The organism is Gilliamella sp. Lep-s35, from assembly GCF_009795845.1.
Lineage (GTDB): Bacteria > Pseudomonadota > Gammaproteobacteria > Enterobacterales > Orbaceae > Gilliamella.
Map to the genome: position 1 here is coordinate 1 of NZ_WTEX01000021.1, position 21,840 is coordinate 21,840.

The 21,840-nt window shown below is 33.5% G+C and carries 22 protein-coding genes and 1 tRNA gene; 12 read left to right on the plus strand and 11 right to left on the minus strand.

What is annotated here, in order from left to right; genetic code table 11:
• Nucleotides 1-80 precede the first annotated feature (80 nt).
• The 10 genes from GQ590_RS09225 to GQ590_RS09270 form a co-directional block, all read right to left on the minus strand.
• Entirely contained in the window at nucleotides 81-512 is a 432-nt protein-coding gene (locus GQ590_RS09225; RefSeq protein ID WP_160408490.1) for an integrase arm-type DNA-binding domain-containing protein, read from the minus strand.
• Between the two features lie 184 nt (nucleotides 513-696).
• A tRNA-Ala gene (locus GQ590_RS09230) sits at nucleotides 697-772 on the minus strand.
• A 126-nt stretch (nucleotides 773-898) separates the two neighbouring features.
• Complete coding sequence (gene secF, locus GQ590_RS09235; protein WP_160408554.1) at nucleotides 899-1,894, minus strand: protein translocase subunit SecF; 996 nt, start codon at nucleotides 1,892-1,894, stop codon at nucleotides 899-901.
• 15 nt (nucleotides 1,895-1,909) lie between these two features.
• Nucleotides 1,910-3,766 carry a protein translocase subunit SecD gene (gene secD / locus GQ590_RS09240; protein WP_160408492.1) on the minus strand — a complete coding sequence of 619 codons (1,857 nt, stop codon included), beginning with the start codon at nucleotides 3,764-3,766 and terminating at the stop codon, nucleotides 1,910-1,912.
• 59 nt (nucleotides 3,767-3,825) lie between these two features.
• The gene (gene yajC, locus GQ590_RS09245; RefSeq protein WP_160408494.1) at nucleotides 3,826-4,155 is read right to left on the minus strand and encodes a preprotein translocase subunit YajC; all 330 of its coding nucleotides are present in this window, start codon (nucleotides 4,153-4,155) and stop codon (nucleotides 3,826-3,828) included.
• Nucleotides 4,156-4,340: 185 nt separating this feature from the next.
• Nucleotides 4,341-6,146 carry an NADH-quinone oxidoreductase subunit N gene (locus GQ590_RS09250; protein WP_160408496.1) on the minus strand — a complete coding sequence of 602 codons (1,806 nt, stop codon included), beginning with the start codon at nucleotides 6,144-6,146 and terminating at the stop codon, nucleotides 4,341-4,343.
• Nucleotides 6,147-6,152: 6 nt separating this feature from the next.
• Complete coding sequence (locus GQ590_RS09255; protein WP_160408498.1) at nucleotides 6,153-7,697, minus strand: NuoM family protein; 1,545 nt, start codon at nucleotides 7,695-7,697, stop codon at nucleotides 6,153-6,155.
• A 17-nt stretch (nucleotides 7,698-7,714) separates the two neighbouring features.
• On the minus strand, nucleotides 7,715-9,562 hold the full coding sequence (locus GQ590_RS09260) for an NADH-quinone oxidoreductase subunit L (protein WP_160408500.1): 1,848 nt from the start codon (nucleotides 9,560-9,562) through the stop codon (nucleotides 7,715-7,717).
• On the minus strand, nucleotides 9,559-9,861 hold the full coding sequence (nuoK, locus tag GQ590_RS09265; RefSeq protein ID WP_160408502.1) for an NADH-quinone oxidoreductase subunit NuoK: 303 nt from the start codon (nucleotides 9,859-9,861) through the stop codon (nucleotides 9,559-9,561). Before nuoK ends, GQ590_RS09260 begins: the two co-directional genes overlap by 4 nt.
• On the minus strand, nucleotides 9,862-10,356 hold the full coding sequence (locus GQ590_RS09270; protein WP_160408504.1) for an NADH-quinone oxidoreductase subunit J: 495 nt from the start codon (nucleotides 10,354-10,356) through the stop codon (nucleotides 9,862-9,864).
• Between the two features lie 176 nt (nucleotides 10,357-10,532).
• Between GQ590_RS09270 and GQ590_RS09275 the strand changes: the two genes are divergently transcribed.
• The 8 genes from GQ590_RS09275 to yciH all read left to right on the plus strand — a co-directional run bounded on the left by GQ590_RS09275 (nucleotide 10,533) and on the right by yciH (nucleotide 17,824).
• Nucleotides 10,533-10,667, plus strand: coding sequence for a transposase (locus GQ590_RS09275; RefSeq protein ID WP_160408506.1), 135 nt, complete (start codon nucleotides 10,533-10,535; stop codon nucleotides 10,665-10,667).
• 478 nt (nucleotides 10,668-11,145) lie between these two features.
• A complete protein-coding gene (gene tmk, locus GQ590_RS09280) occupies nucleotides 11,146-11,787 on the plus strand; it encodes a dTMP kinase (protein WP_160408508.1) in 642 nt (213 codons plus the stop codon).
• Entirely contained in the window at nucleotides 11,784-12,779 is a 996-nt protein-coding gene (gene holB, locus GQ590_RS09285; RefSeq protein WP_160408510.1) for a DNA polymerase III subunit delta', read from the plus strand. Before tmk ends, holB begins: the two co-directional genes overlap by 4 nt.
• Nucleotides 12,780-12,861: 82 nt before the next feature.
• A complete protein-coding gene (locus GQ590_RS09290; RefSeq protein WP_160408512.1) occupies nucleotides 12,862-14,262 on the plus strand; it encodes an MBOAT family protein in 1,401 nt (466 codons plus the stop codon).
• Nucleotides 14,263-14,328: 66 nt separating this feature from the next.
• Nucleotides 14,329-15,594, plus strand: a complete 1,266-nt coding sequence (locus GQ590_RS09295; protein ID WP_160422583.1) for an SGNH family hydrolase — start codon at nucleotides 14,329-14,331, stop codon at nucleotides 15,592-15,594.
• Nucleotides 15,587-16,762 (plus strand): GDSL-type esterase/lipase family protein, encoded by a 1,176-nt coding sequence (locus tag GQ590_RS12930; protein ID WP_160408516.1) that lies wholly within the window; start codon nucleotides 15,587-15,589, stop codon nucleotides 16,760-16,762. The genes GQ590_RS09295 and GQ590_RS12930 overlap by 8 nt, the downstream gene beginning before the upstream one ends.
• Nucleotides 16,763-16,791: 29 nt before the next feature.
• The gene (pyrF, locus tag GQ590_RS09305; protein WP_160408518.1) at nucleotides 16,792-17,496 is read left to right on the plus strand and encodes an orotidine-5'-phosphate decarboxylase; all 705 of its coding nucleotides are present in this window, start codon (nucleotides 16,792-16,794) and stop codon (nucleotides 17,494-17,496) included.
• Between the two features lie 4 nt (nucleotides 17,497-17,500).
• On the plus strand, nucleotides 17,501-17,824 hold the full coding sequence (gene yciH, locus GQ590_RS09310) for a stress response translation initiation inhibitor YciH (protein WP_065637179.1): 324 nt from the start codon (nucleotides 17,501-17,503) through the stop codon (nucleotides 17,822-17,824).
• 63 nt (nucleotides 17,825-17,887) lie between these two features.
• Here the strand turns inward: yciH and tmaR are convergent, their stop codons facing one another.
• Nucleotides 17,888-18,208: a PTS system regulator TmaR gene (tmaR, locus tag GQ590_RS09315; RefSeq protein ID WP_065637178.1), complete on the minus strand. Its 321-nt coding sequence runs from the start codon at nucleotides 18,206-18,208 to the stop codon at nucleotides 17,888-17,890.
• A gap of 301 nt (nucleotides 18,209-18,509) precedes the next feature.
• Here tmaR and accD point away from each other — a divergent pair, with 301 nt between their 5' ends.
• The 4 genes from accD to GQ590_RS09335 all read left to right on the plus strand — a co-directional run bounded on the left by accD (nucleotide 18,510) and on the right by GQ590_RS09335 (nucleotide 21,833).
• Nucleotides 18,510-19,400, plus strand: a complete 891-nt coding sequence (gene accD / locus GQ590_RS09320) for an acetyl-CoA carboxylase, carboxyltransferase subunit beta (protein ID WP_160408520.1) — start codon at nucleotides 18,510-18,512, stop codon at nucleotides 19,398-19,400.
• 6 nt (nucleotides 19,401-19,406) lie between these two features.
• On the plus strand, nucleotides 19,407-20,714 hold the full coding sequence (gene folC, locus GQ590_RS09325; RefSeq protein ID WP_160408522.1) for a bifunctional tetrahydrofolate synthase/dihydrofolate synthase: 1,308 nt from the start codon (nucleotides 19,407-19,409) through the stop codon (nucleotides 20,712-20,714).
• Entirely contained in the window at nucleotides 20,692-21,273 is a 582-nt protein-coding gene (locus GQ590_RS09330; protein ID WP_160408524.1) for an SPOR domain-containing protein, read from the plus strand. The genes folC and GQ590_RS09330 overlap by 23 nt, the downstream gene beginning before the upstream one ends.
• Nucleotides 21,274-21,347: 74 nt before the next feature.
• On the plus strand, nucleotides 21,348-21,833 hold the full coding sequence (locus GQ590_RS09335) for a CvpA family protein (RefSeq protein WP_160408556.1): 486 nt from the start codon (nucleotides 21,348-21,350) through the stop codon (nucleotides 21,831-21,833).
• Nucleotides 21,834-21,840: the final 7 nt, after the last annotated feature.

Sequence of the window (21,840 nt, forward strand, 5' to 3'; positions counted from 1 at the left end):
ATGATTTTGGCGGTTTGATTCATTTCTGACTCTCCTTTTGTGTTATAAAATAACTTAAATGTCAGATTGAGTGAAGACTATTACATATAAGGGAAAACATGGTTTTCTAATGAACGCCAAGCCTTTTTGAGTGTTTGCTCTTCTAAACCTTGTTCTGTTTTGAATTTTAACCATTTCTCAGCCATAGCGTAAAAGGTATTATTACAAGCTTCTTGCTTACGTTGTTCTTGTTCCGCTTTGTGATGTTGTGGATCTATCCCTTGCTTTATTAATTCTCGCGCTTCATCTCGTTGTTTTCGCGCTTGTTGTAGCGATGTTTCTGGGTATTTATCGAAAGATAGTAATGCCTCTTTATGTGATATTGGCTTTTTATATTTAAATCGCCATAATTTAACCCCTGTCGATTTAACTAACAGAAAAAGACCTCCACCATCAAAATACTTTTTATCCTTACTAGTGGCTTTTAATGCTTTTATTTGTGTGTCAGTTAAGGGAGTAGTTTTTACAGCCATTTTTCACCTTTGGGGGTACGCAATAATAGGGTATTTAATTATACCCCCAAATATACCCCCATTATTTTTGGTTGTAAATGTACCTTACTGATACTTAATGGGCAATAAAATAGACTTTAAGGCTTGTTATTACTGGGTTTGGTGTACTTTGTAGGGTTTAAAAGAATGTTACTGATTATTGAATTGGTGGAGCCAAGGGGGATCGAACCCCTGACCTCAACGCTGCCAGCGTTGCGCTCTCCCAGCTGAGCTATGGCCCCAAATAGAATGGGATAAAACTGTGATTAATAATATGCAACTAAACAATAAGTGTCAATCAGTTCAGTACTATTTGTTTGAAAAACAGCCTAATAAAACTCTGCCAATCAATGGCAGAGTTCACATAATTAACGCAATATTGAAGGTTGATCTGCGCCTTCTGCTTCAATTTTAGGTGGCATAAAGTGTTCACGTTTTACGCCTAATTTGAGTGACATATAGGCAGCCACATAAATTGATGAGATTGTACCAAGCACAATACCAACGCCTAATGTTTCAGAGAAACCTTTTAACATTGAACCGCCAAAGATATACAAAATGATGACTACTGCAAGGGTTGTCCCTGACGTCATCAAAGTACGGTGCAATGTTTGTGTTAACGAGATGTTGATAACATCGTAAGGATCTGCTCGTCGAATCTTTCTAAAATTCTCACGAATTCGGTCGAAAACTACAATGGTATCATTGAGCGAATAACCAATTATCGATAACATTGCAGCAATGATAGTTAAATCTAGTTCTCGTTCAAATAACGATAGATAACCTGCGGTGATGATAACATCATGCGCTAAGGCAACAACCGCACCAGTACCAAATCGCCATTCAAAACGAAAGGCAATATAGATTAGAATACACACTAATGCTGCACAGATGGCCAAAATACCATCTTGGGCAAGTTCAGAGCCTACTGTTGGGCCGACAAACTCAATACGTTTAATTTGCGCATTGGCATCAATGTCTTTATGTATTAAATTAGAAATTTTTGTGCCTAATGCATTATCAATCGTAGATGAAACACTACCATCTTCTTGCTTAGCTGAAGGTAATCTAATGATGATATCTTTACTACTACCGTAATACTGTACTATCGGTTCATGATAGCCTGCATTGCGTAGACTGTTACGAAGGTCATCAAGATTAACCGCTTTTGTTACTGTGAGTTCTACTGTCGTACCGCCAGTGAAGTCTTGTCCTAGATTAAATCCTTTAACAAAAATAACCACAAAAGAGGCTACCACTAATAACATTGAAATCACAAAAGCAATAAAGCCAAATTTTAAAAAGTCGAGGACTCTGCGGCCATGATTGAGTTCTCTAACATCATGATTTTCTTTTTTATTAATAATCACAATAAACCTCTAAATTGATAACTTATTAACACGGCGTCCGCCATAAATAAGATTAGCTAATGCACGAGTACCAACAATCGATGTAAACATTGATGTTACAATGCCGATGCCTAATGTAATGGCAAAGCCTTTAATTGAGCCTGTACCAACAGCATAAAGAATAACCGCTGTAATTAATGTGGTTAGGTTGGCGTCAAAAATACTGCTCCACGCCCCTGCATATCCTTCATTAATTGCATATTGTACTCCACGTCCGTTGCTGAGCTCTTCTTTTATCCGTTCATTGATAAGTACATTAGCATCAACAGCCATACCAACGGTTAATACAATACCTGCAATACCTGGCATGCTGAGCGTTGCGCCAGGAAGTAAGGACATAACACCAACAATTAAAATTAAATTAGCAACCAGTGCAAGGCTTGCAAATAGACCAAATAGGCGATACATCACTAACATAAAGATAACTGAAACCGCTAACCCCCAAGCGCAAGATTCTAACCCTTGGGTTATGTTTTCTTGTCCCATTGATGGCCCAACAGTACGTTCTTCAATAATTTGAATTGGCGCAATTAGAGCTCCTGCTCGCAATAATAACGATAAATTTTTAGCTTCATCAATACTGCCAATACCCGTTACCTGAAAATGGTCACTAAAAATACCTTGAATTGTTGCTACGTTGATAACACGTTCTTGCTTTTCAAGAATTGGTTTGTCGTTTTCATCACGTTTACCCGTGTCTTTATATTCAACAAATAAGGTTGCCATCGCTTTATCAATATTCTTTTGGGTAAAATTCAACATTTTTTTACCGCCAGAACCATCAAGCGTAATAGCAACTTCAGGTTGACCATATTGGCTTGTGCGAAATGATGAATCAGTAATATGATCCCCTGTTAGTACAATTCGTTTATAAAGTAATACTGGGTAGCCACTTTCCGTATATTGGATTTCCGAACCATACGGAACTCGCATATCACCACTTAAGATAGTAGGCAGATCAGCGGTGCGATCTTGGTTAACTTGTCTAAACTCAAGTGTCGCTGTTGCGCCCAAAATACGCTTAGCTAATGCGGTGTCTTGTATACCCGGTAATTCTACCACTATACGATCCGCCCCTTGGCGTTGCACAATCGGCTCGGCAACACCTAGTTGGTTAACGCGGTTGCGTAAAATAGTTGTGTTTTGTTGTACAGCGTCATTTTTAGCTTGTTGTAACCGTTTGTCGCTAATGTTGATAATAATGCCGTTGTCACTTTGAGAAATAACTTTGAAATCCTGTAAATTATTGATCTTGGTGATCGCTTTATTACGATCTTCAGTATTATCAAATTGTATGATAATTTGCTCATTACGGTTTTTGTTGATTGTTTTATAATTTAATTTACTAGCTGTAAATTCAGCTTTTATGTTTTCAATGGATTGTTCAGTGAGTTTACTTAATGCAGTTGTCATATCAACTTCCATTAAGAAATGAACACCACCACGCAAATCAAGTCCTAGTTTCATCGGTTCAGCACCTAACATTGTAAGCCATGCGGGTGTTGCTGGTGCTAAATTTAATGCAACAATATACTCTTCACCTAACGCTTCGGATATAAGCTCTTTCGCTTTAAGCTGTGCATCGTTATCACTAACACGAATTAAAATCGATTTATTTTCATAAACGATTGATTTAAATTTGATATCATTATCAATCAAAATTTTTTTAACTTTATCTTGTGTAGTAACATTGATTTCAGCACTATTTAAGCCTGAAATTTGTATAGCGGGATCTTCACCATAAATATTTGGAAGTGCATAAAGTAGGCCGAGGCAAATGACTACGACCAACATAATGTATTTCCACAAAGGATAGCGGTTTAACACGACATATTCTCTTGTAGGATTAGGTAATTAATACAATGAATATAATAGATAAAACTCTATTATAGTGATTTCATTGTTCCTTTTGGTAAAACTGATGTAATAAAGTCACGTTTGATTACAATTTCAGTTGTATCATTTAATTCTAATGCGATGTAACCATTGTCGTTAACTTTTGACACACGACCAATAATCCCACCATTGGTTAATACTTCATCACCTTTTGAAATTGACGCCATTAAATCACGATGTGCTTTGGCGCGTTTTTGTTGTGGACGCATAATCATAAAATAGAAAAATAAACCAAACACAATCAACATAATCATCGGAAAGTAATCACCACCTAGTTGATTACCATCTGCGGCGTAAGCATTAGAAATTAAAAAGTCCATATAGGTCCTCTTGATTTAAATAAAATATTAAAGTTTGAAATTATAACATAATAAATAAATCTATTATTAACTATTTCTTATCAAAAAGTTTCAGAAAAAATCGTGTTTAGCATAAAGTAAAGCGTTTTAGCATTTCGATAAATATCTATATCGTTAACAGCATAATAATAGTGAATAAATATTAATTATGTGGTTAAATATTGCGCAAAACTAACTAAGTTAAATAACCATTTAGGATAAACTCCACAAAGCATTGTTAATAAAGCACATAGCACAATAATTAATTCACTAATTCTAATATTACTCCATTTTAATTTCATTGAAGATCCGCTTGTCACTTGAGCATCATGGCTGATTGGTCTGATATAAAGATTGATGATTAAGCGAGCATAAAAGTAAAGTCCTAATGTGCTACCAATAACAATAGCCGCAACTAGCCACCATAGTTCAGCTGTTACCCCTAATAATACCAGTAAAAATCGTCCAATGAATCCTGTAGTTAATGGGACACCAGCTAAAGATAAAAAGCCTATTCCCATTGCTAATGCCAGAATGGGTCTTCGCCAAAAAAGTCCTGACAGGTCGATTTCAGTTTCATGATCTTGAAGTTCATCAGAATGAGAATCTAAACTGATCGTTCCTAAAATACAGATGTTAGCTAAAATATATCCAATTAGGTAAACACCAATAGTTTCTAATGCAAGTACTTGATATTGCACAGCAATGAGAGCTGTTAATAAATAACCAAAATGTGCTATTGATGAATAAGCAAGTAATCGCTTTAAGTTACTTTGCATTAACGCTAATAAGTTACCCCATAAAATAGAGCAAAAAGCCATAATCACTAAAATAATACGGATGGTTTCATTATTAACAATAGGGGCCAATAAAAACAGTCTTGCTATAGCACAAAAAACGGCAACTTTTCCGACCGTTGATAATAACAAAGCGACAACTGTTGGAGCGCCTTGATAAACATCGGGTAACCATAGTTGAAATGGAACGAGTGATAACTTAAAACCAATACCCACTAGCATTAAGCAAACACCTATCAGTAATAATGTGCTTGGGTAAGACATCGTTGAAAGCTGATAACTTAGCCCACTGAAAGTTAGTTCCCCTGTCGTTGCATAATAAAAGGCGATCCCCATCAATAAAAATACACCCGCAACAGCGGATAATATCATGTATTTAACGGCAGCTTCTAATGAATGTGTTTGCGTATATTGATAACCAATCAACCCCACAAACGGGATCGATAACAGTTCAATACCAATAAAAAATGAAATTAAATGGCTTGAGTATACGAGTGTTACACCACCTAATGCCATAAAAAGTAGAATTAAATAAAATAACCCATGATGGGTTTGTTCTTGTTTAAACCAACGATAAGCAAAACATGCAACTGTAATGGATATCATTAAAATTAAACTAGTATAAAGTAATCCGTAACCGTCACAAGTAAATAGGGCAGTGATATGTCGAGCTTTCCATTCATCCACTGAAGATGTATCTATATTTGCGTTATCACCAATATTAGAATTAAAGCTATCTGTAATACTCGTTGTACCTGTATCGATGCTTGCGTTAGTGCTTGGGTTTTCATTTGTATCTGTGCGTGTATTTGTCTTATCGATATTGTTGTTATCGTTATTAGCATCAACACTTCTGTTTTCACTCTGATTTGGTGATTCTACTGATTCAGTAGGCACAGTATCGACTGCGATTGTTGTTTCACTTGATGGGTCGGTTTTTTTGATACGATCTGAATCAGGTACCGATATTTGCATATTATCACTACTGATATCAGTAATTGCTTGAGTGCTAGACGAAATTTTATAACCAACCACTACAGCGCAGAACAAAGCGATAGATAATCCACATACAGTTAAAATAGTGCAAGCTTTAGTATTTATTTTTAAAACAAACAGTGAAAATAATAAAATAATGATGGCAAAGCTTAATACTAAAATAGGTGATAAAGCTATCATAATTGATTATTCTCCCACTCGCTCTGTGGCTATATATTGTTGAGTTTGATTTACCACAGAATAAGACATATCTAAGATTAGTTTAGGATACATGCCAATAAAAATTAGGACAATTAAGACGCTTGATAATAATAAGAAATCTTTTTTGCTAAGTATATGTTTTGTTGTATTGCCTTTATCAGTAGAGCCATAAAAAATTGGTTGCATACGAACAATAAATGAAATAGATACCAATAATAAGCCAATTGCTAATAAAATTGTATAAAACGAGAAAGTATTATAACTACCAAGTAACATCATATAATTACCAACAAAATTCGCCGTACCAGGAATACCTAATACAGCCAAAATAAAATATAAAGCAAATGAAGATAAGTAAGGTACGCGCTCTTTAAGCCCGATAAATTGGTTTATGTTTCGTGTTGAGTAACATTCAACTAATAATCCACTAATTATAAACATGCCAACTATTGCTAAATTGATAGCAATCATTTGAATAACAACGCCTTGATAAGCAATCACCGAACCACTATAAATAATTGCAGTAACAAAGCCCATCAATGCAATGTGAATATAAGCAATAAGTTTCTTAATATCGGTTTGATTGAATGCCAGTAAGGCTGCATAAACAATAGTAAGTATTGCAAAAACTAACATAACCGGCATAATTATGATTGATGCACTAGGAAATAACGGTATCACAAAACGTAATAAACCAAATGCAGTGGTGTTAAGTAGTAATCCACTAATCATCATTGACCCAGTTGTTGAAGATTCAATATGAGCTTGAATAAACCAACTATGAAAAGGTACAAAAGGTATGCGAACAATAAAAGCTGCTAAAAAACCTAACATAAGTAAAAATTCAGTATTACTTGAGATAGGCGTTTTGGTTAAGATCTGATAATCAAACGTCCAATGTCCTGTTAAGTTCCAATTAATTAAGGCTAATGACACTATTGAGATTAGCATAAGTAAACTGCTTAGTTGGGTATAAATCAAAAATTTACTAGCACCATTAAAACGCAATTGTGAGTTTGAATCTCGTCTTCCCCATAATGAGATTAAAAAATAGATGGGAATTGCCACTGCTTCCCAAAATAAGAACATTAAAAATAAATCAGTGATGACAAACAGAATTATAATAGCTGATGTCATAAATAATAAACATAGGTAAAATAAGCCAAGATTGTTTAGGCTTTCTTTACTAGAATAAACAATCGTCAATAGCACGATAAATAGGGTTGAGGTGATAACAATCATAGATAAACCATCTAAAACAAGATGAAAATGAATGCCTAGCAAAGGAATCCATTCAAGATTCACTTCTTTTACCCAATTTTCCTGTTGATTTAACACATTTATGGCGTCTATCCAAAATGTTATCGCTATTAATAATGTAATGCAAATTGTGATAAATGCTATAATTATTGGTAATTTCGACCAACGTATTTGTACATTGGTGGAAACAACGCCTCTTTGAAAACATGCATGGCATAACCAACCAATAAATCCGCCTATTACAGGTAAAAAAACAAGCCATAATAACATGAATGATTACACCTTTATTAAATAAAAATCAGTAACATTAATATGATAATACTACCTATTACCATTGAAACCAAATACCACCGAGTTTGCCCATTTTCTAGGTTAACGATGAATGAGTTTACTTTTTTAATTCCTTTCATTATCCAATCATCCCATAAAGCAAGAGGATCTTTTTTCAATAAACGGGCTAAATAGATATAAGGATTAACAAATAGCGTATGCAATAAATAGTTATAATGCCAATCACTATTACATAAACGTAAAAAAAACTTAATTATTGGGGTATTTAGGACTTCTTGTACTTCGCTATTGGGGTGAGCGTATAAAATATAGGCAATAAGAAAACTCAATAATGTTACTGCGGCTAGTAATAAGCGAAAATATGTCCGACCGTTAGTATCAAATTCAGCAATAGGAATAATACCTTGAATAGGTAAAGGGAAATAGATAAATACGGCCGTTGTAAAAATCACTAATATAAAAATTGGATAATAACTTATTGATTTAGTTTTAGCAAAATCAAAAATCTTTGGTTTATGATAAAATACTATAAAGATTAAGCGCCAAATACTTAAACTAGACAGCAAAATCCCTAATAATCCTATAGTTCCTGACATTAAACGTTCTTTTGCCATTAATCCCCAAATAATATCTCCTTTGATATAAAATGATGCTGAAATCCATGGCATAGCGCTTAACGATAACATAATAAATAAAAATATTACATATAGTATTGGGAATGATTTTATTAAGCCACCAAGTTTATTGATATTTCTTTCACCTTGACAATTTTTAATTAATATTGCAGATGCAAAAATTAATAAAGTACTCGTTACAGCATAATTAATTAAACAATTAAGTGATAAATTCCAATTTTGAGAGGAAAAGGCATAAAATAAATAACTAATTTGTGCCAAATTGATATAAGTGACAATTCTTTTTATATCATTTTGTACTAAAGCTATTGAGCTAGCAAATAGTACAGTTAATGATGAAATGATAGTCATTATGGCTAACGTATCGTTAGACATCATAAATAAATTGCTTAGCCTTAATATCAAATATACGCCTGCTAAAATAACTGTAGATGATTGCATTAAAGCTACTGCTGGCATTGGTGCTAATGTTGTTTCTGCAAACCATGAATGCATAGGAAATAGTGCGGACTTACTCATTGCACCAAGAAACAGCATTAATGTTGTCCAAAATATAATATCTGAGTCAACAGCTAAATTATCATGTGCTTGTTCCAAAACATCGCGGATACTTAATGTCTCTACCGTTTGATACAGTAAAAATATACCAATAATTAAAAAGATATCAGTTAAATGCATAATGATAAATGCCTTGACTGCTGCATAACCATTACGAGCTTGTTTGTAGTAAATACCAATAAGTAAGTAAGTGCTGATACTCACGCCTTCCCAACCAATCAACATAACAAATAGATTATCAACTAGTATGATGGTTAATATGCTAGCAATTAATAAGTTACTGTAAGCGTAAAAGGTGTAAATATCACTTCTTGACGTTAAATAACAGGCAGCAAAAAAGTAGATCAAAAAGCCAAAGAATGAGATTAAAACTAAAAATGTTAGTGATAAACCATCCAAGGTTAAAGAAATTGGCACAGTAAAATTACTCACAGAAAACCAATTCCACAATTGCCTAGTATAAACTAAGGTCATGTCTGGTACTGTGTTTGAACTAAAATCAACGCAACAAAATACTGCAATTAATGCAATGATCAGCATAGTGGTAATACCAATAATCATCACGTCAATTGATCGAATATACCTCCCAAAGCAAATCAATATTAGAAAAGAGAGCATGGGAATAATAATGGTTAAATAAAGTAAATTCATCCTTTCATTTCACTCAATGAGTCAATATTAAAGATTTTTCGACGGTAGAATAATTTCATCATTAATGCAAGGCCAACACAAATCTCAGCTAAAGCCGTTATTAGCGCTAATATAGCTAGCATTTGCCCATCAGATTGTTGCCAATAGTTACTGGCAGCAAACAATGCGACTATTGCACCATTATTCATAATAATAAGGCTAAGTAATAAAAAATAGAAATGGCGTCGGATCATTATCCCTAACAGACCAATTACAAATAAAATAGAAGACAAAATAAGACAATGCATGAGTGGAATCATTTATTTCTCCGATATAAGCCTGTGCATAAAATGATAAGCAATCACAGCTGCACCCAACAATAAAAATATGGCTAATTCTACCATCAAAATATACGCATATATGGACATTTCATGCATTAACTCATGAGACTCTTTCAGTTCTAAATAGTTAGTATTTACTACACCATAAATAAGAGCTACTAGCAAAATAAATGCTAAAATTAGTGGCCCTAACCAGATTCTAGGACTAATACCTAGTTTCTTGTTGTTTTCTACATTATCTACGCTAATTTTTAAAATTGATGCGACAAGCAAAAATAGAGTCACCGATCCACCAATAAATAATAAGACATATAAAACAGCAGAAAAATACGTATCAAGTAGAATAAATATCAATGCTGACGCAAAAAGTGAAATAATGAGGTATAAAATTGCTTTATCAATTCGTAAACTACTAATCACTTTTATACTGGCAAAGACAGCAATAATCGACGCGATATAAAAAACAGCGATCATTAAATAATCCAATATATATTCATAATGTTATTAGTATATACCCAAATGTTATCAAGATACAGCACGTAAATGTGGTGTTTGTCTAAAATTAAAATTTTTTACTGTAACTCTCCCTTAAAAACAGTGCAGTAAAAAATAGAAAATTCCCTATAATAAAAGTAAAAGAGGATTCAAGCATGAAAAAAATAACTGAACACCAAATTGTATCGATATTAAAAGAAGCAGAATCCGGTATTGCCGTTAAAGAACTGTGCCGTAAATATAGCATGGGTAATTCAACTTTCTATAAATGGTGGGAAAAATACGGCTGAATGGAAAGCTTAGATATCAAACGCTCAAAAGAACATGAGAAAGAAATCGTGAGCTTAAACAAATGGTTGATGAGTTAAGTTTAAAATCCCAGCTTTAGGAAGTAATTATAAAAAAGCTGTAATGCTCATGCAAATACCCCATAATTAGTGCAAAATTCGCATAGAAATTACACTACCTGTTTTAGTGTTTTATATTCAATGGGAGTCATATCAAATTACTAAAAACAACGAGCGTAATTCCTACACTTTAACTATCCTTTGTGGATTTTACTATATTTTACTTACAGATAGAAACTTAACTCATATGCATAAAAATAAATCAAATAATTAAATAATTTTTACCGATTATTTTATTATCTCATTAAACATCTAAAATTTAGTACAGTATTAATAGTTCAAACTAAAATAATCAGCAAAAATAGCGTACAATGATGCAATATTAATTGTATGTTCATTATAAATAGTTTGGGAATTTAGTATGATTGGCAAATTTATTGTTATTGAAGGGCTAGAAGGAGCGGGTAAAACCACGGCTATTAATACCATCGCCCAAATTTTAAATCAACACCATATTAACAATTTGCAATTTACTCGAGAGCCAGGAGGCACACCGATTGCTGAAGCGTTACGCAATATAATTAAAAATGGTTTAGATAACGAACCATTAACGGATAAAGCCGAATTGTTAATGCTATATGCCGCTCGTATTCAACTAATTGATAATGTCATAAAACCAGCACTTAAAGCCGGTAAATGGGTAATTGGTGATCGCCATGACTTGTCAACCCAGGCTTATCAAGGTGGTGGGCGTCAGTTAGGTCAAATTTTTATAACAACATTAAAACAACAAGTATTGGCTGATTTTAAGCCTGATCTTACTTTATATCTAGATATTGATCCTAAAATTGGTTTAATGCGCGCAAAAGCGAGAGGGAAACTCGATCGTATTGAGCAACAATCATTGCCATTTTTTAAACGAATTCGGCAACGCTATTTGGAGCTTGCCAAGCAAGACAATACTATTATGATTATTGATGCCTCTCAATCAATTGATAATGTAACTAAACAGATTGAACACATTTTAACAACATGGTTAACAAAACAGGGGAATAATCAATGATCTTAAATGACTACCCTTGGCTTTCACAACCTTATCAGCAATTAGCATCAGGAATTATAAACAAGCGTTCTCATCATGCTTTGCTAATTAACTATGTTCAAGGTAGTGGTGAAAACAAGTTTATTTCAAAGCTTGCAAATCGTTTATTATGTCAATGTTCACAGCAATTAGAACCATGCTTAAGCTGTCATAGTTGCCAATTGTTTTTGGCTCATCATCATCCTGATTATTCTGTAATAACCAATGGACAAGATAAACAGTCAATCGGTATTGATCAAATTCGTAATATAGCTAGTAGAGTTTACGAAAAATCCCAACAAGGAGGCAATAAAGTCATTTGGATAAAACATGCAGCTTTAATGACCGAAGCTGCCGCTAATGCGTTGCTTAAAACGTTAGAAGAACCACCCCAAAATACCTATTTTATTTTAAGCGATGAACATAATAGTCAATTATTACCAACAATTCATAGCCGTTGTTTTTCTTATTTTTTGACTCTTCCTAAATTGGAACAATCTATTGAATGGTTAAAAAAACAACACTATCAACAGTATAGTGATAATGAACTTGCCTCGGCATTATTATTGAGCGAAAATGCACCGCTCAAAGCGACTGCATTATTAGCGCCAGAAAAGTGGCAACAACGAAAGGAATTTTGTGATCATCTATTAGAAGTTGTACCACAAAATAATTATTGGCAGCTCGCTAAAACCTTTAATTATGAAGATGTTATTGAAAGAATCATTTGGTTTTGTGCATTATTAAGTGATGCGTTAAAAGCGAAGCAAAAAGTAGGCCGCTTTATTGTTAATCGAGATCAAGTCCCATTAATTCGACTGCTCGCAACTAAAAGTAATGAAAAACTTTCTGCACTTTATGATTTATGGTTACAAGCAAGAAATCAATTATTAACTGTTACGGGATTGAATAAAGAACTTATTGTTTATAATGTGCTAGCTCAATCCGAATTAATTAGCGAAACGAAAAATTAATAACTTTATAAAAATTAATGGCTTTATAAAAATTTTGTTAAAAAGTTTCAGGAAAGTACACGTTTAAGTAAAAAGGATCACAATGAGTTATTTATCGATTGAGTTTAGTTTACTCTTTATCGCTTTCTTCGCCTTATATTGGGGATGTCGCTTATCACCCAAAATACAAAATAGCCTGCTTTTAATAGCAAGTTATCTTATTGTTGGCAGTTATAGTTGGCAATTTTCGCTTATCCTTTTTATTTATACCTGTGTGATTTATCTGCTTTCAGTGATGATTGCTGCATCAGAACGTTATGCAAAGCGATGGCTAACTTTTGGATTATGCGTATCGGTTTTAAATTTAGCACTATTTAAATATTTTGATTTTTTTCGTTACGAGTTGCAAGATCTATTTTATTTCTTTGATTTGCCTGTTTTATTGCCAGTTATCACTGTATTAATTCCTATTGGTATTTCATTTTATACCTTTCATTCCGTAAGTTACTTAGTTTCAATAAAAAAGAAGGAGCTTGCTGTTGCTAAATTTTGGGATTTTGCGCTGTTTTTATCATTTTTTCCTAGTATTATTGCTGGTCCCATTAACCGAGCTAAAGATTTTTTACCGCAAATCAATATTACTCAGCCTCGTGAAATTTTAGAACCGTTTCGTGCATTTACATTGCTTATTTTAGCTGTGACTAAGGTTTACTGCTTAGGCGGTTTAATTAGTGAACATTGGGTAAAACCCATATTTGCCAATCCATTAGAATTTAGTGTAATTGATTTGTTAGTTGGACTTTATGCTTACGCTATGCAAATTTACTTAAATTTTTCGGGCTACACTGATTTAGTAACGGGTATTGCTTTATTGTTAGGGTTTCGTTTGCCAATTAATTTTAATTTGCCATATTTAGCTTTGAATTTAAGGGACTTTTGGTCACGTTGGCATATTAGCTTATCAAGTTGGATTCGCGACTATATTTATATCCCACTTGGTGGAAATCGTCGAGGATTTATTCGAACTCAAATTAATGTTATTTTAGCCATGTTATTATCGGGATTGTGGCATGGAGCAGGCCTTAATTTTATTATTTGGGGAGCATGTCATGGTATTGGCATTGTGGTACTTAATATCGGTGATTGTTATTTAGGTAAAAATTGGCTAACGTTACGTTCACCAATAGCCGCTCGGTTACTAACATGGCATTATGTTTGTTTTACTTGGCTGTTTTTTTATTGTGAAAGTTTGTCTGATGCATTGGATTATTTGACCGCATTACTGCATAACTTTTTTATAGAACCTCAATATGCAGGGTCTTTTTTGGTTATTGGTTTTATCTACTTTGCCTATCCAATGTGTAAAAATTTTACTGAGTGGTTTATTATACAGTTAAACAAAATACCTCATTTATATTTACCGTTGGTATTTATTTTCATTTTGTGGTTAGTTATTTATATTGCACCATCAGGTGTGCCAAACTTTATTTACGCTAATTTTTAATAATACTTAATTATGATGATATCTAACAAAACGTTATCAAAAAATAATAAAAAAAACAATTTGAATTTGAAACAGCAACGCTATAATGCATTGTATAAAAATACGATTAAAAAAGATGCCATAAAAAATAAGAAAACCAAAAGAGCTCATGTTATTGCTAATGCTCCTTTATCTGCTCGTTATATATTTGTAATATTTTTTGTTACTGCCATTACATTAATAGCGATATATTACAAGTCAATATTGGTTTATTGCGAGCAAGCATATCATACTGATTTGTTTAATAGTAACACACTTGCAGTAGAAGAACTTTCAATACAAGAACTTGAAGAAAACAAAAAATATGAGCAAGATACTCAAGAAGATGTAAATGTACAAATACCATCTTCATTGGCACAACCAATTGATGTTGCACTACCCGTTGCTGAAAAGATAACATCTAACTCAGTAGTAGCTGAAACTGAAGAGATAAAACCAAATAAAAAAATAGAAGTGGTAACAGATTCAGATATAAAAATCACTCAAAGGGTAAATATAGAAAGTGGTGAAATAACCTCTGAACTAAAACCACATTCTGATCCTACTAATTATAATAAGTCCAAAACTGAATTAATATCACACGATGATCCTAAAAAAATACTAGAGGATATTGAGCAACCCCATGAGCTACTACCTATTATATTAACAAGTAATGATAAAGTATTATTTGCTGGTGATTCTTTAATGCAAGGTGTAGCCCCATATGTTAAAAAAATGCTTTTCAAGCAATATAAAATAGAAAGTCTTGATTTAAGTAAACAAAGTACAGGACTTGCTTATCCAAACGCTTTTAATTGGCCAAAAACAATTAACGATAATTTAATTGCTGACCCTTCAATTAAACTACTTATTATTTTTATTGGAGCTAACGATCCTTGGGATTTTCCTGTTAAAAGCTACGCTAAATACGCTAAATTCAAATCCAAATTGTGGGAAGAACACTATCGTTTGCGTATTGCATCTATTTTAAATAGTGCTATAGAACATGATGTTCAAGTGCTTTGGCTTGCTGCTCCTTGTATGCGTAAACCAAAATTAAACGATGGAATGGTTTATCTAAATAATTTATATCGATCTGAGCTAGAAAAGTCTCAACAGCATTTCTTATCAACAAATGAATTACTGGGTTGTACGTACGAAAAATTTAGTAATTTTACAAAAATTGATAAAGCAAAAATTAAAGTAAGAGTTGATGATGGAATTCATTTTACATTAACAGGCCAAAAAATTCTGGCAAATGCCATTATGGAACAAATAATTTATAAAGAATTAGAGGATACCCATAGTGATTAAATTTTTAAAATATATTGCAATCATAATAGTAATAACAATTACTGTTGGATGTAATGTAGCTGAAAGTAAAACTACTACTGCATCAGCGATAGTTGATTTTGGTGATCCTAATGCAAAACAATTTGCAACACGTTTAAAATCATTAGCGGATAAAAAACAGGCTAATCAAGTGATTAATATTACTCAATTTGGTGATTCACATTCTGCAGCTGATTTTTTTACTGGCGAATTTAGAACATTAATGCAACAAAAATACGGTAATGCAGGCATTGGTTGGGTAACACCTGTCGCTATAAAAGGACAAAACCATGTAGCGGTTACATGGCGAACTAAAGACTGGGATGTGTTAAGTAGCCGTACTTTAAATAATTTGGATTTTCCTATGGGGGGATTCATTGCCAAACCAAATAAAGATTCGGCTACTATCCAAGTTGTGCCAAGAATATCTAATAATAAATACTGGCAAGTTAAGTTAACCTTTAAAACACTTAAAAATAACTCAAGCTCATTAACACTTTATGATGCCAGTGATAAAAAAATTAGTTTAAGTTATAAGCCAACACCAAATGTTTGGCAAACAGCTTCGGTTGTGTCTAAAATGCCTTTAGTAATAAAAGGTCAAAAAGATATAGAGCTTGGTGGAATTTGGTTAACTCGTTATAAACAATCAGGTGTTATCGTTTCATCGATTGCTACAAATGGCGCTAAACAGACAATTTGGCAAAAGTGGGGGAAAAATTGGTTTAAAGAACTGGCCTTATCACAAAGTGATCTCGTTATTCTTGAATACGGAACAAATGAAAGTTTTGATGAAACATTAGATGCCAGTCAATATAAAAAAAACTTAGTGAACAATATCAGATTGATTCGTAAAATATTACCCCATGCTACCATTTTAATAATGAGTCCTCCTGACACAATGGTAAATGGAACTGATACACCAAAGTCTTTTGCAAAAATAATGAATATTCAAAAACAAGTCGCTAAATCTGAAAAAACACTATTTTGGGATTGGCAAGTAGCAATGGGGGGCAAGTTTTCCATTAAACAGTGGCGACAGCAAGGGCTTGCTAGTCCAGATTTAATTCATCAAACTTTAAAAGGCTATAAAGAAAGTGCTCGTATTTTTTATGCCGATTTAAATGAATTTATTAGAAAAAATAGCTAAAAATTTTGATTAAAAGGAATAAATGAGTTATGGCATCACCAATTATTGTTGCGGTTGATTTTGCGGACGTTAAGTCGGCATGGAATTTTATTGATCGAGTTGATCCTAAAGATTGTCGCCTTAAAATCGGTAAAGAGCTTTTTACGCATGCTGGTCCTGATTTTATCAAGCAGATTATGCAAAAAGGATTTGATGTGTTTTTAGATCTTAAATTTCATGATATTCCTAATACTGTCGCAAAAGCAATTGCGGCTACTGCTGATCTGGGCGTTTGGATGACCAATGTGCATGCTAGCGGCGGTTCGCGCATGATGACAGCTGCAAAAGATGCACTTTATTCATATGGTAAAGATGCGCCGATCTTGATCGCAGTAACAGTATTAACTAGCATGGAATCGACAGACCTGCAAGAAATTGGTATTAATGTATCGCCTTTAGAGCAAGCAACTAGATTAGCAATACTTGCTAAAAATTGTGGGCTTGATGGCGTGGTCTGTTCAGCTAAAGAAGTACAAAGCTTTAAAATACGTTTAGGCTGTGATTTTAAATTAGTAACACCAGGCATTAGACCTGCTGGCACGAATCCTGATGACCAACGTCGTATTATGACACCTCAGCGAGCTCAAGCTGCAGGTTCTGATTATTTAGTAATTGGGCGCCCAATTACCCAAGCAGAAGATCCGGCTAAAGCATTACAAACAATTTTAGCAACACTTGAACCAAGTAAGAGTTAAAGACATGATGTCAGAAAATTTACTTGTCTATTCAACCGATAAAGGTCGCATAAAACCTAGTCAATCAGTGGTACCACGCCCTAAAGGGGACGGAATTATTCGAATCCAACGACAAACCTCAGGTCGTAAAGGTAAAGGCGTTTGTGTTATTACGGGATTTGATATGAATGATGCTCAATTATTACAGCTAGCTACAGAATTAAAAAAACGTTGTGGTTGTGGTGGAGCGGTTAAAGATGGTGCTATTGAAATTCAGGGGGATAAACGCGAGTTATTAAAATCGTTGCTAGAAAGTAAAGGATTTAAAGTAAAACTAGCTGGCGGATAGATAATATTGTTCCATAAAAATAGCGTCGCAATAAAATGGACGCTATTTATAAAATAATTGATTTTAACTAGATCGATAGCTACGCATTTTTTTGCTAATTTCCCGACGTTCTTTAGAGATTTCAGCGTTTTTAATAATATAATCATCAACACGGTCATCATAATCACTTTTCATATTAGCAATAATTGCTTGAAGCTCTTCATAAGTCATATCCGGTTTAATATATTCACTTAAGTTTTCAAGTAAAAGTACGCGTTTTTGATTATCACGAATTTTTTTCTCGTTGTCTGATATTTCACGCTTTAATTTATTTAAACGACGTGATAGACGAATATATTCTAATACATCTTGAAATGATGATGCGCTTGCTTTTTCCTTGTCCATCTATAACCCCTTATCTTAAAAAATGGAAAATAAACTTTTACCAATTATATACTAATAATTTTTGTAGGTCATATTAATTATATTTTTTAAACATAGACGATGTTTCTTGTATCAGATATTTTGTCTGTTAATTGTTCAAAAATTTATTTTAAGGAAAGATGTTTTCGTAAAGTTTTTTATTTAAATATCATAGTTTGTTATTACAAAATAAGATAAAAATAAAAACAACTATTAAGAATTGGTTCAAAGTATTGTACAATAGCGTCAAATTAGTAAAAAGTGCCAGAATGAGAGAATCATAATGAGCTGGATTGAAAAAATTCTTAGTAAAAATAATATATCGTCAGATCATAAAAAGGCCAATATTCCCGGTGGAGTTTGGACAAAATGTAGTAATTGTGAGCAAGTTATCTATCAAGCTGAGCTTGATCTTAACTTAGAGGTTTGTCCAAAATGCGACCACCACATGCATATTCCTGCCCGTGTGCGTTTATACCGTTTTTTAGATGAAGGTTCAGATGTCGAAATTGGCACAGACCTTATGCCTAAAGATATATTAAAATTTAAAGATACCAAAAAATATAAAGATCGTTTAAGCGCTGCACAAAAAGATACCCACGAAAAAGAAGCAATGGTTGTAATGAAGGGCGCATTGTTTGACATCCCTGTCGTTGTGGCTTGTTTTGAATTTGCGTTTATTGGTGGGTCAATGTCTTCTGTTGTTGGGGCATTATTCACACGAGCAGCAGAGCAAGCTATTGAGGACAAATGCCCTTTAATCTGCTTTTCAACAAGTGGGGGCGCGCGAATGCAAGAAGCATTATTTTCGTTAATGCAAATGGCAAAAACCAGTGCAATCCTTGCTAAAATGCAAGATGAAGGTTTACCCTATATTTCAGTAATGACCGATCCTACCATGGGGGGCGTATCGGCAAGTTTGGCGATGCTTGGTGATATTAATATAGCTGAACCTAAAGCGCTAATAGGTTTTGCAGGTCCCCGAGTGATTCAGCAAACTGTTCGTGAAACCTTGCCAGAAGGGTTTCAACGTAGTGAGTTTTTACTTGAAAAAGGCGCAATTGATATGATCATTCATCGCAAAGATATGCGACCTAAAATTGCGAGTTTAATCGCTAAACTAATGAAGTTACCTGATCCGCTTAATAATGTTACTCTTAACGAGACAGTTTAATTGAGTATGCAAAATAAACACCTAGATGCTGTGTCAGATTTAAATATATGGCTTTGTTATTTAGAGCAATTACACCCGACAACTATCGATTTGGGTTTAGAGCGAGTAACAGCAGTTGCTCAACGTCTTAATTTATTGCAACCAGCGCCTTATGTCTTTACTGTTGCTGGCACCAATGGCAAAGGCACTACTTGCCGAACACTTGAAATGATATTACTTGAGGCAGGTTTACAAGTTGGTGTTTATAGTTCGCCTCATTTATTACAATTTACTGAGCGCGTGCGTATTAATAACCAAGAGTCAAGTGAACAAGAAACCGTAAAAGCCTTTGTAGAAATAGAAAAAGCCAGATCCGATATATCTCTTACCTATTTTGAATATGCAACACTTGCTGCACTTTATCAATTCAAACAAGCAAAATTAGATGTGGTTATATTAGAAGTTGGCCTTGGTGGGCGGCTAGATGCAACCAATATTGTTGATGCTGACGTGGCAGTTATTACAACTATTGGTATTGATCATGTTGATTATTTAGGTGATACCCGTGAAAGTATTGGACGTGAAAAAGCAGGTATTTTTAAACCGAAAAGTATTGCTGTTGTTGGTGAGCCAGATATGCCAACATCCATTTTAAATGTGGCGAAATTAGTTAACTGCCCGATCTATTCGGTGAATGGTGATTGGCATTATCAACAAATCAATAACGATTCATGGGCATTTCAATCACCTATAAAACAGTATAAAAATCTACCTATTGCCCATGTTCCTTTAGCTAATGCTGCAACTGCAGTTGCTGCTTTAAGCTATTCATCACTTAAAATAACAGAACACGAAATAGTTAACGGACTAAAAAAGTCTAATTTAACAGGGCGCTTTCAAATTATCAAAACATCACCACTAGTTATTCTTGATGTAGCACATAATCCTCATGCTGCGGTTTATTTAACTCAGCAATTAGAAAAGCTTAAAGAAAAATATCTGAATGTTGGTAAAATACGATTTGTCATTGGTATGCTTAAAGACAAAGATATTAAAAGCACCTTATCTATTTTAACTGGTGATACATGGTATTGTGCTTCACTTTATGGTGAGCGAGGTTGTAGCGCAGAAGTGTTAAAACAGCACTTATTAAATAAAGGTGAACTTAATGTATCAACCTTCGATACGGTTTCTAAAGCTTACCGACAAGCAATGCATGATGCTAAAAAGGACGATATGATCGTGATATGCGGTTCATTTCATACCGTATCTGATGTTTTAGCTGAAACTCAGCATTTTAGTGGAATTAATCATGACGGGCAATCAACAAAGTAATTCAAATAATCAAAATAAAGTAAGAAATCGCCTCGTCGGTTTTGCTACATTATTGCTTATTATTGCAGCAATTGCTCCATGGATTATAACCGATAAGCCTAACTTACCAATATCAACAACGCCCATCTTTCAAGCAGAAGATATTACTCATCAAGAGCAAATTGTAGCATCCTCTAATGATATTAATGACAATTTCTCCAATAACGTATCGGAAGTTCCTTATATACCTGATTCAGATCAAAATTCAAGCACTTTAGTTTTTCCTGATATTCTTGATGATGCCGATACCACAACAACAATAAAGACAGTAATACCGGAACAAGAGACTAAACCTTATATGATTCAACTTACAGCATTAAAAAATAGACAAAAAATAGAAGAGTTGGTTGCTTTGTTAAAGTTAAATAATTACAGCGTTAGAACATTACCCCAAAATCCAGCGCCTAATCAGCTAATTAAGTTACAGGTTGGTCCTTATGCTAAAAAAGAACAAGCGGATCAAGTGCTTATTGACTTAAACAACCTAACTAAATTAAAAGGAATTATTGTTGCTAATTAATTACTATTTTATTTTTCGTGTCACAAACGATAATAAAATTAAAATATTTTTATATAAAATTATGAGTTATTATGATGAATTGGGTTGATTTTACAATTATTGGTGTAATTGTTTTTTCTGCATTAATTAGTGTTATACGAGGCTTTGTACGTGAAGCATTATCGCTCATTAGTTGGATTTTAGCTTTTTTTATTTCTAGTCGATTTTATAGCTATATTACTGACTATCTAACTTATTTTGATAGCGAAATGATACGTATTGCAGTAGCAATTGTTATCCTTTTTATTTCTACATTATTAGTATGTACTATTGTTTCTTATGTTATTAGTCAATTAGTCCAAAAAACAGGATTATCTAGCGTTGATCGTACATTAGGCTCCTGTTTCGGTGTGTTACGAGGGGTTTTAGTTGTTGCTGCAATACTGTTTTTGCTTGATACCTTTACACCGTTATCTCAATCACCGTATTGGACTCAATCTTTGCTAATTCCGCATTTTCATTTTATCATTCGTTGGTTTTTTGATTTTATACAACAGTCTTCTTCGTTTTTAGTTCAGTAAATTTGAG

Coding starts and splice junctions, on each gene's coding strand:
- GQ590_RS09225 (WP_160408490.1), bottom strand. CDS start 512: ATGGCTGTAAAAACTACTCCCTTAACTGACACACAAATAAAAGCATTA.
- yajC (WP_160408494.1), bottom strand. CDS start 4,155: ATGGACTTTTTAATTTCTAATGCTTACGCCGCAGATGGTAATCAACTA.
- GQ590_RS09250 (WP_160408496.1), bottom strand. CDS start 6,146: ATGATAGCTTTATCACCTATTTTAGTATTAAGCTTTGCCATCATTATT.
- GQ590_RS09255 (WP_160408498.1), bottom strand. CDS start 7,697: ATGTTATTATGGCTTGTTTTTTTACCTGTAATAGGCGGATTTATTGGT.
- GQ590_RS09260 (WP_160408500.1), bottom strand. CDS start 9,562: ATGAATTTACTTTATTTAACCATTATTATTCCCATGCTCTCTTTTCTA.
- nuoK (WP_160408502.1), bottom strand. CDS start 9,861: ATGATTCCACTCATGCATTGTCTTATTTTGTCTTCTATTTTATTTGTA.
- GQ590_RS09270 (WP_160408504.1), bottom strand. CDS start 10,356: ATGATCGCTGTTTTTTATATCGCGTCGATTATTGCTGTCTTTGCCAGT.
- GQ590_RS09275 (WP_160408506.1), top strand. CDS start 10,533: ATGAAAAAAATAACTGAACACCAAATTGTATCGATATTAAAAGAAGCA.
- tmk (WP_160408508.1), top strand. CDS start 11,146: ATGATTGGCAAATTTATTGTTATTGAAGGGCTAGAAGGAGCGGGTAAA.
- holB (WP_160408510.1), top strand. CDS start 11,784: ATGATCTTAAATGACTACCCTTGGCTTTCACAACCTTATCAGCAATTA.
- GQ590_RS09290 (WP_160408512.1), top strand. CDS start 12,862: ATGAGTTATTTATCGATTGAGTTTAGTTTACTCTTTATCGCTTTCTTC.
- pyrF (WP_160408518.1), top strand. CDS start 16,792: ATGGCATCACCAATTATTGTTGCGGTTGATTTTGCGGACGTTAAGTCG.
- yciH (WP_065637179.1), top strand. CDS start 17,501: ATGATGTCAGAAAATTTACTTGTCTATTCAACCGATAAAGGTCGCATA.
- tmaR (WP_065637178.1), bottom strand. CDS start 18,208: ATGGACAAGGAAAAAGCAAGCGCATCATCATTTCAAGATGTATTAGAA.
- accD (WP_160408520.1), top strand. CDS start 18,510: ATGAGCTGGATTGAAAAAATTCTTAGTAAAAATAATATATCGTCAGAT.
- folC (WP_160408522.1), top strand. CDS start 19,407: ATGCAAAATAAACACCTAGATGCTGTGTCAGATTTAAATATATGGCTT.
- GQ590_RS09330 (WP_160408524.1), top strand. CDS start 20,692: ATGACGGGCAATCAACAAAGTAATTCAAATAATCAAAATAAAGTAAGA.
- GQ590_RS09335 (WP_160408556.1), top strand. CDS start 21,348: ATGAATTGGGTTGATTTTACAATTATTGGTGTAATTGTTTTTTCTGCA.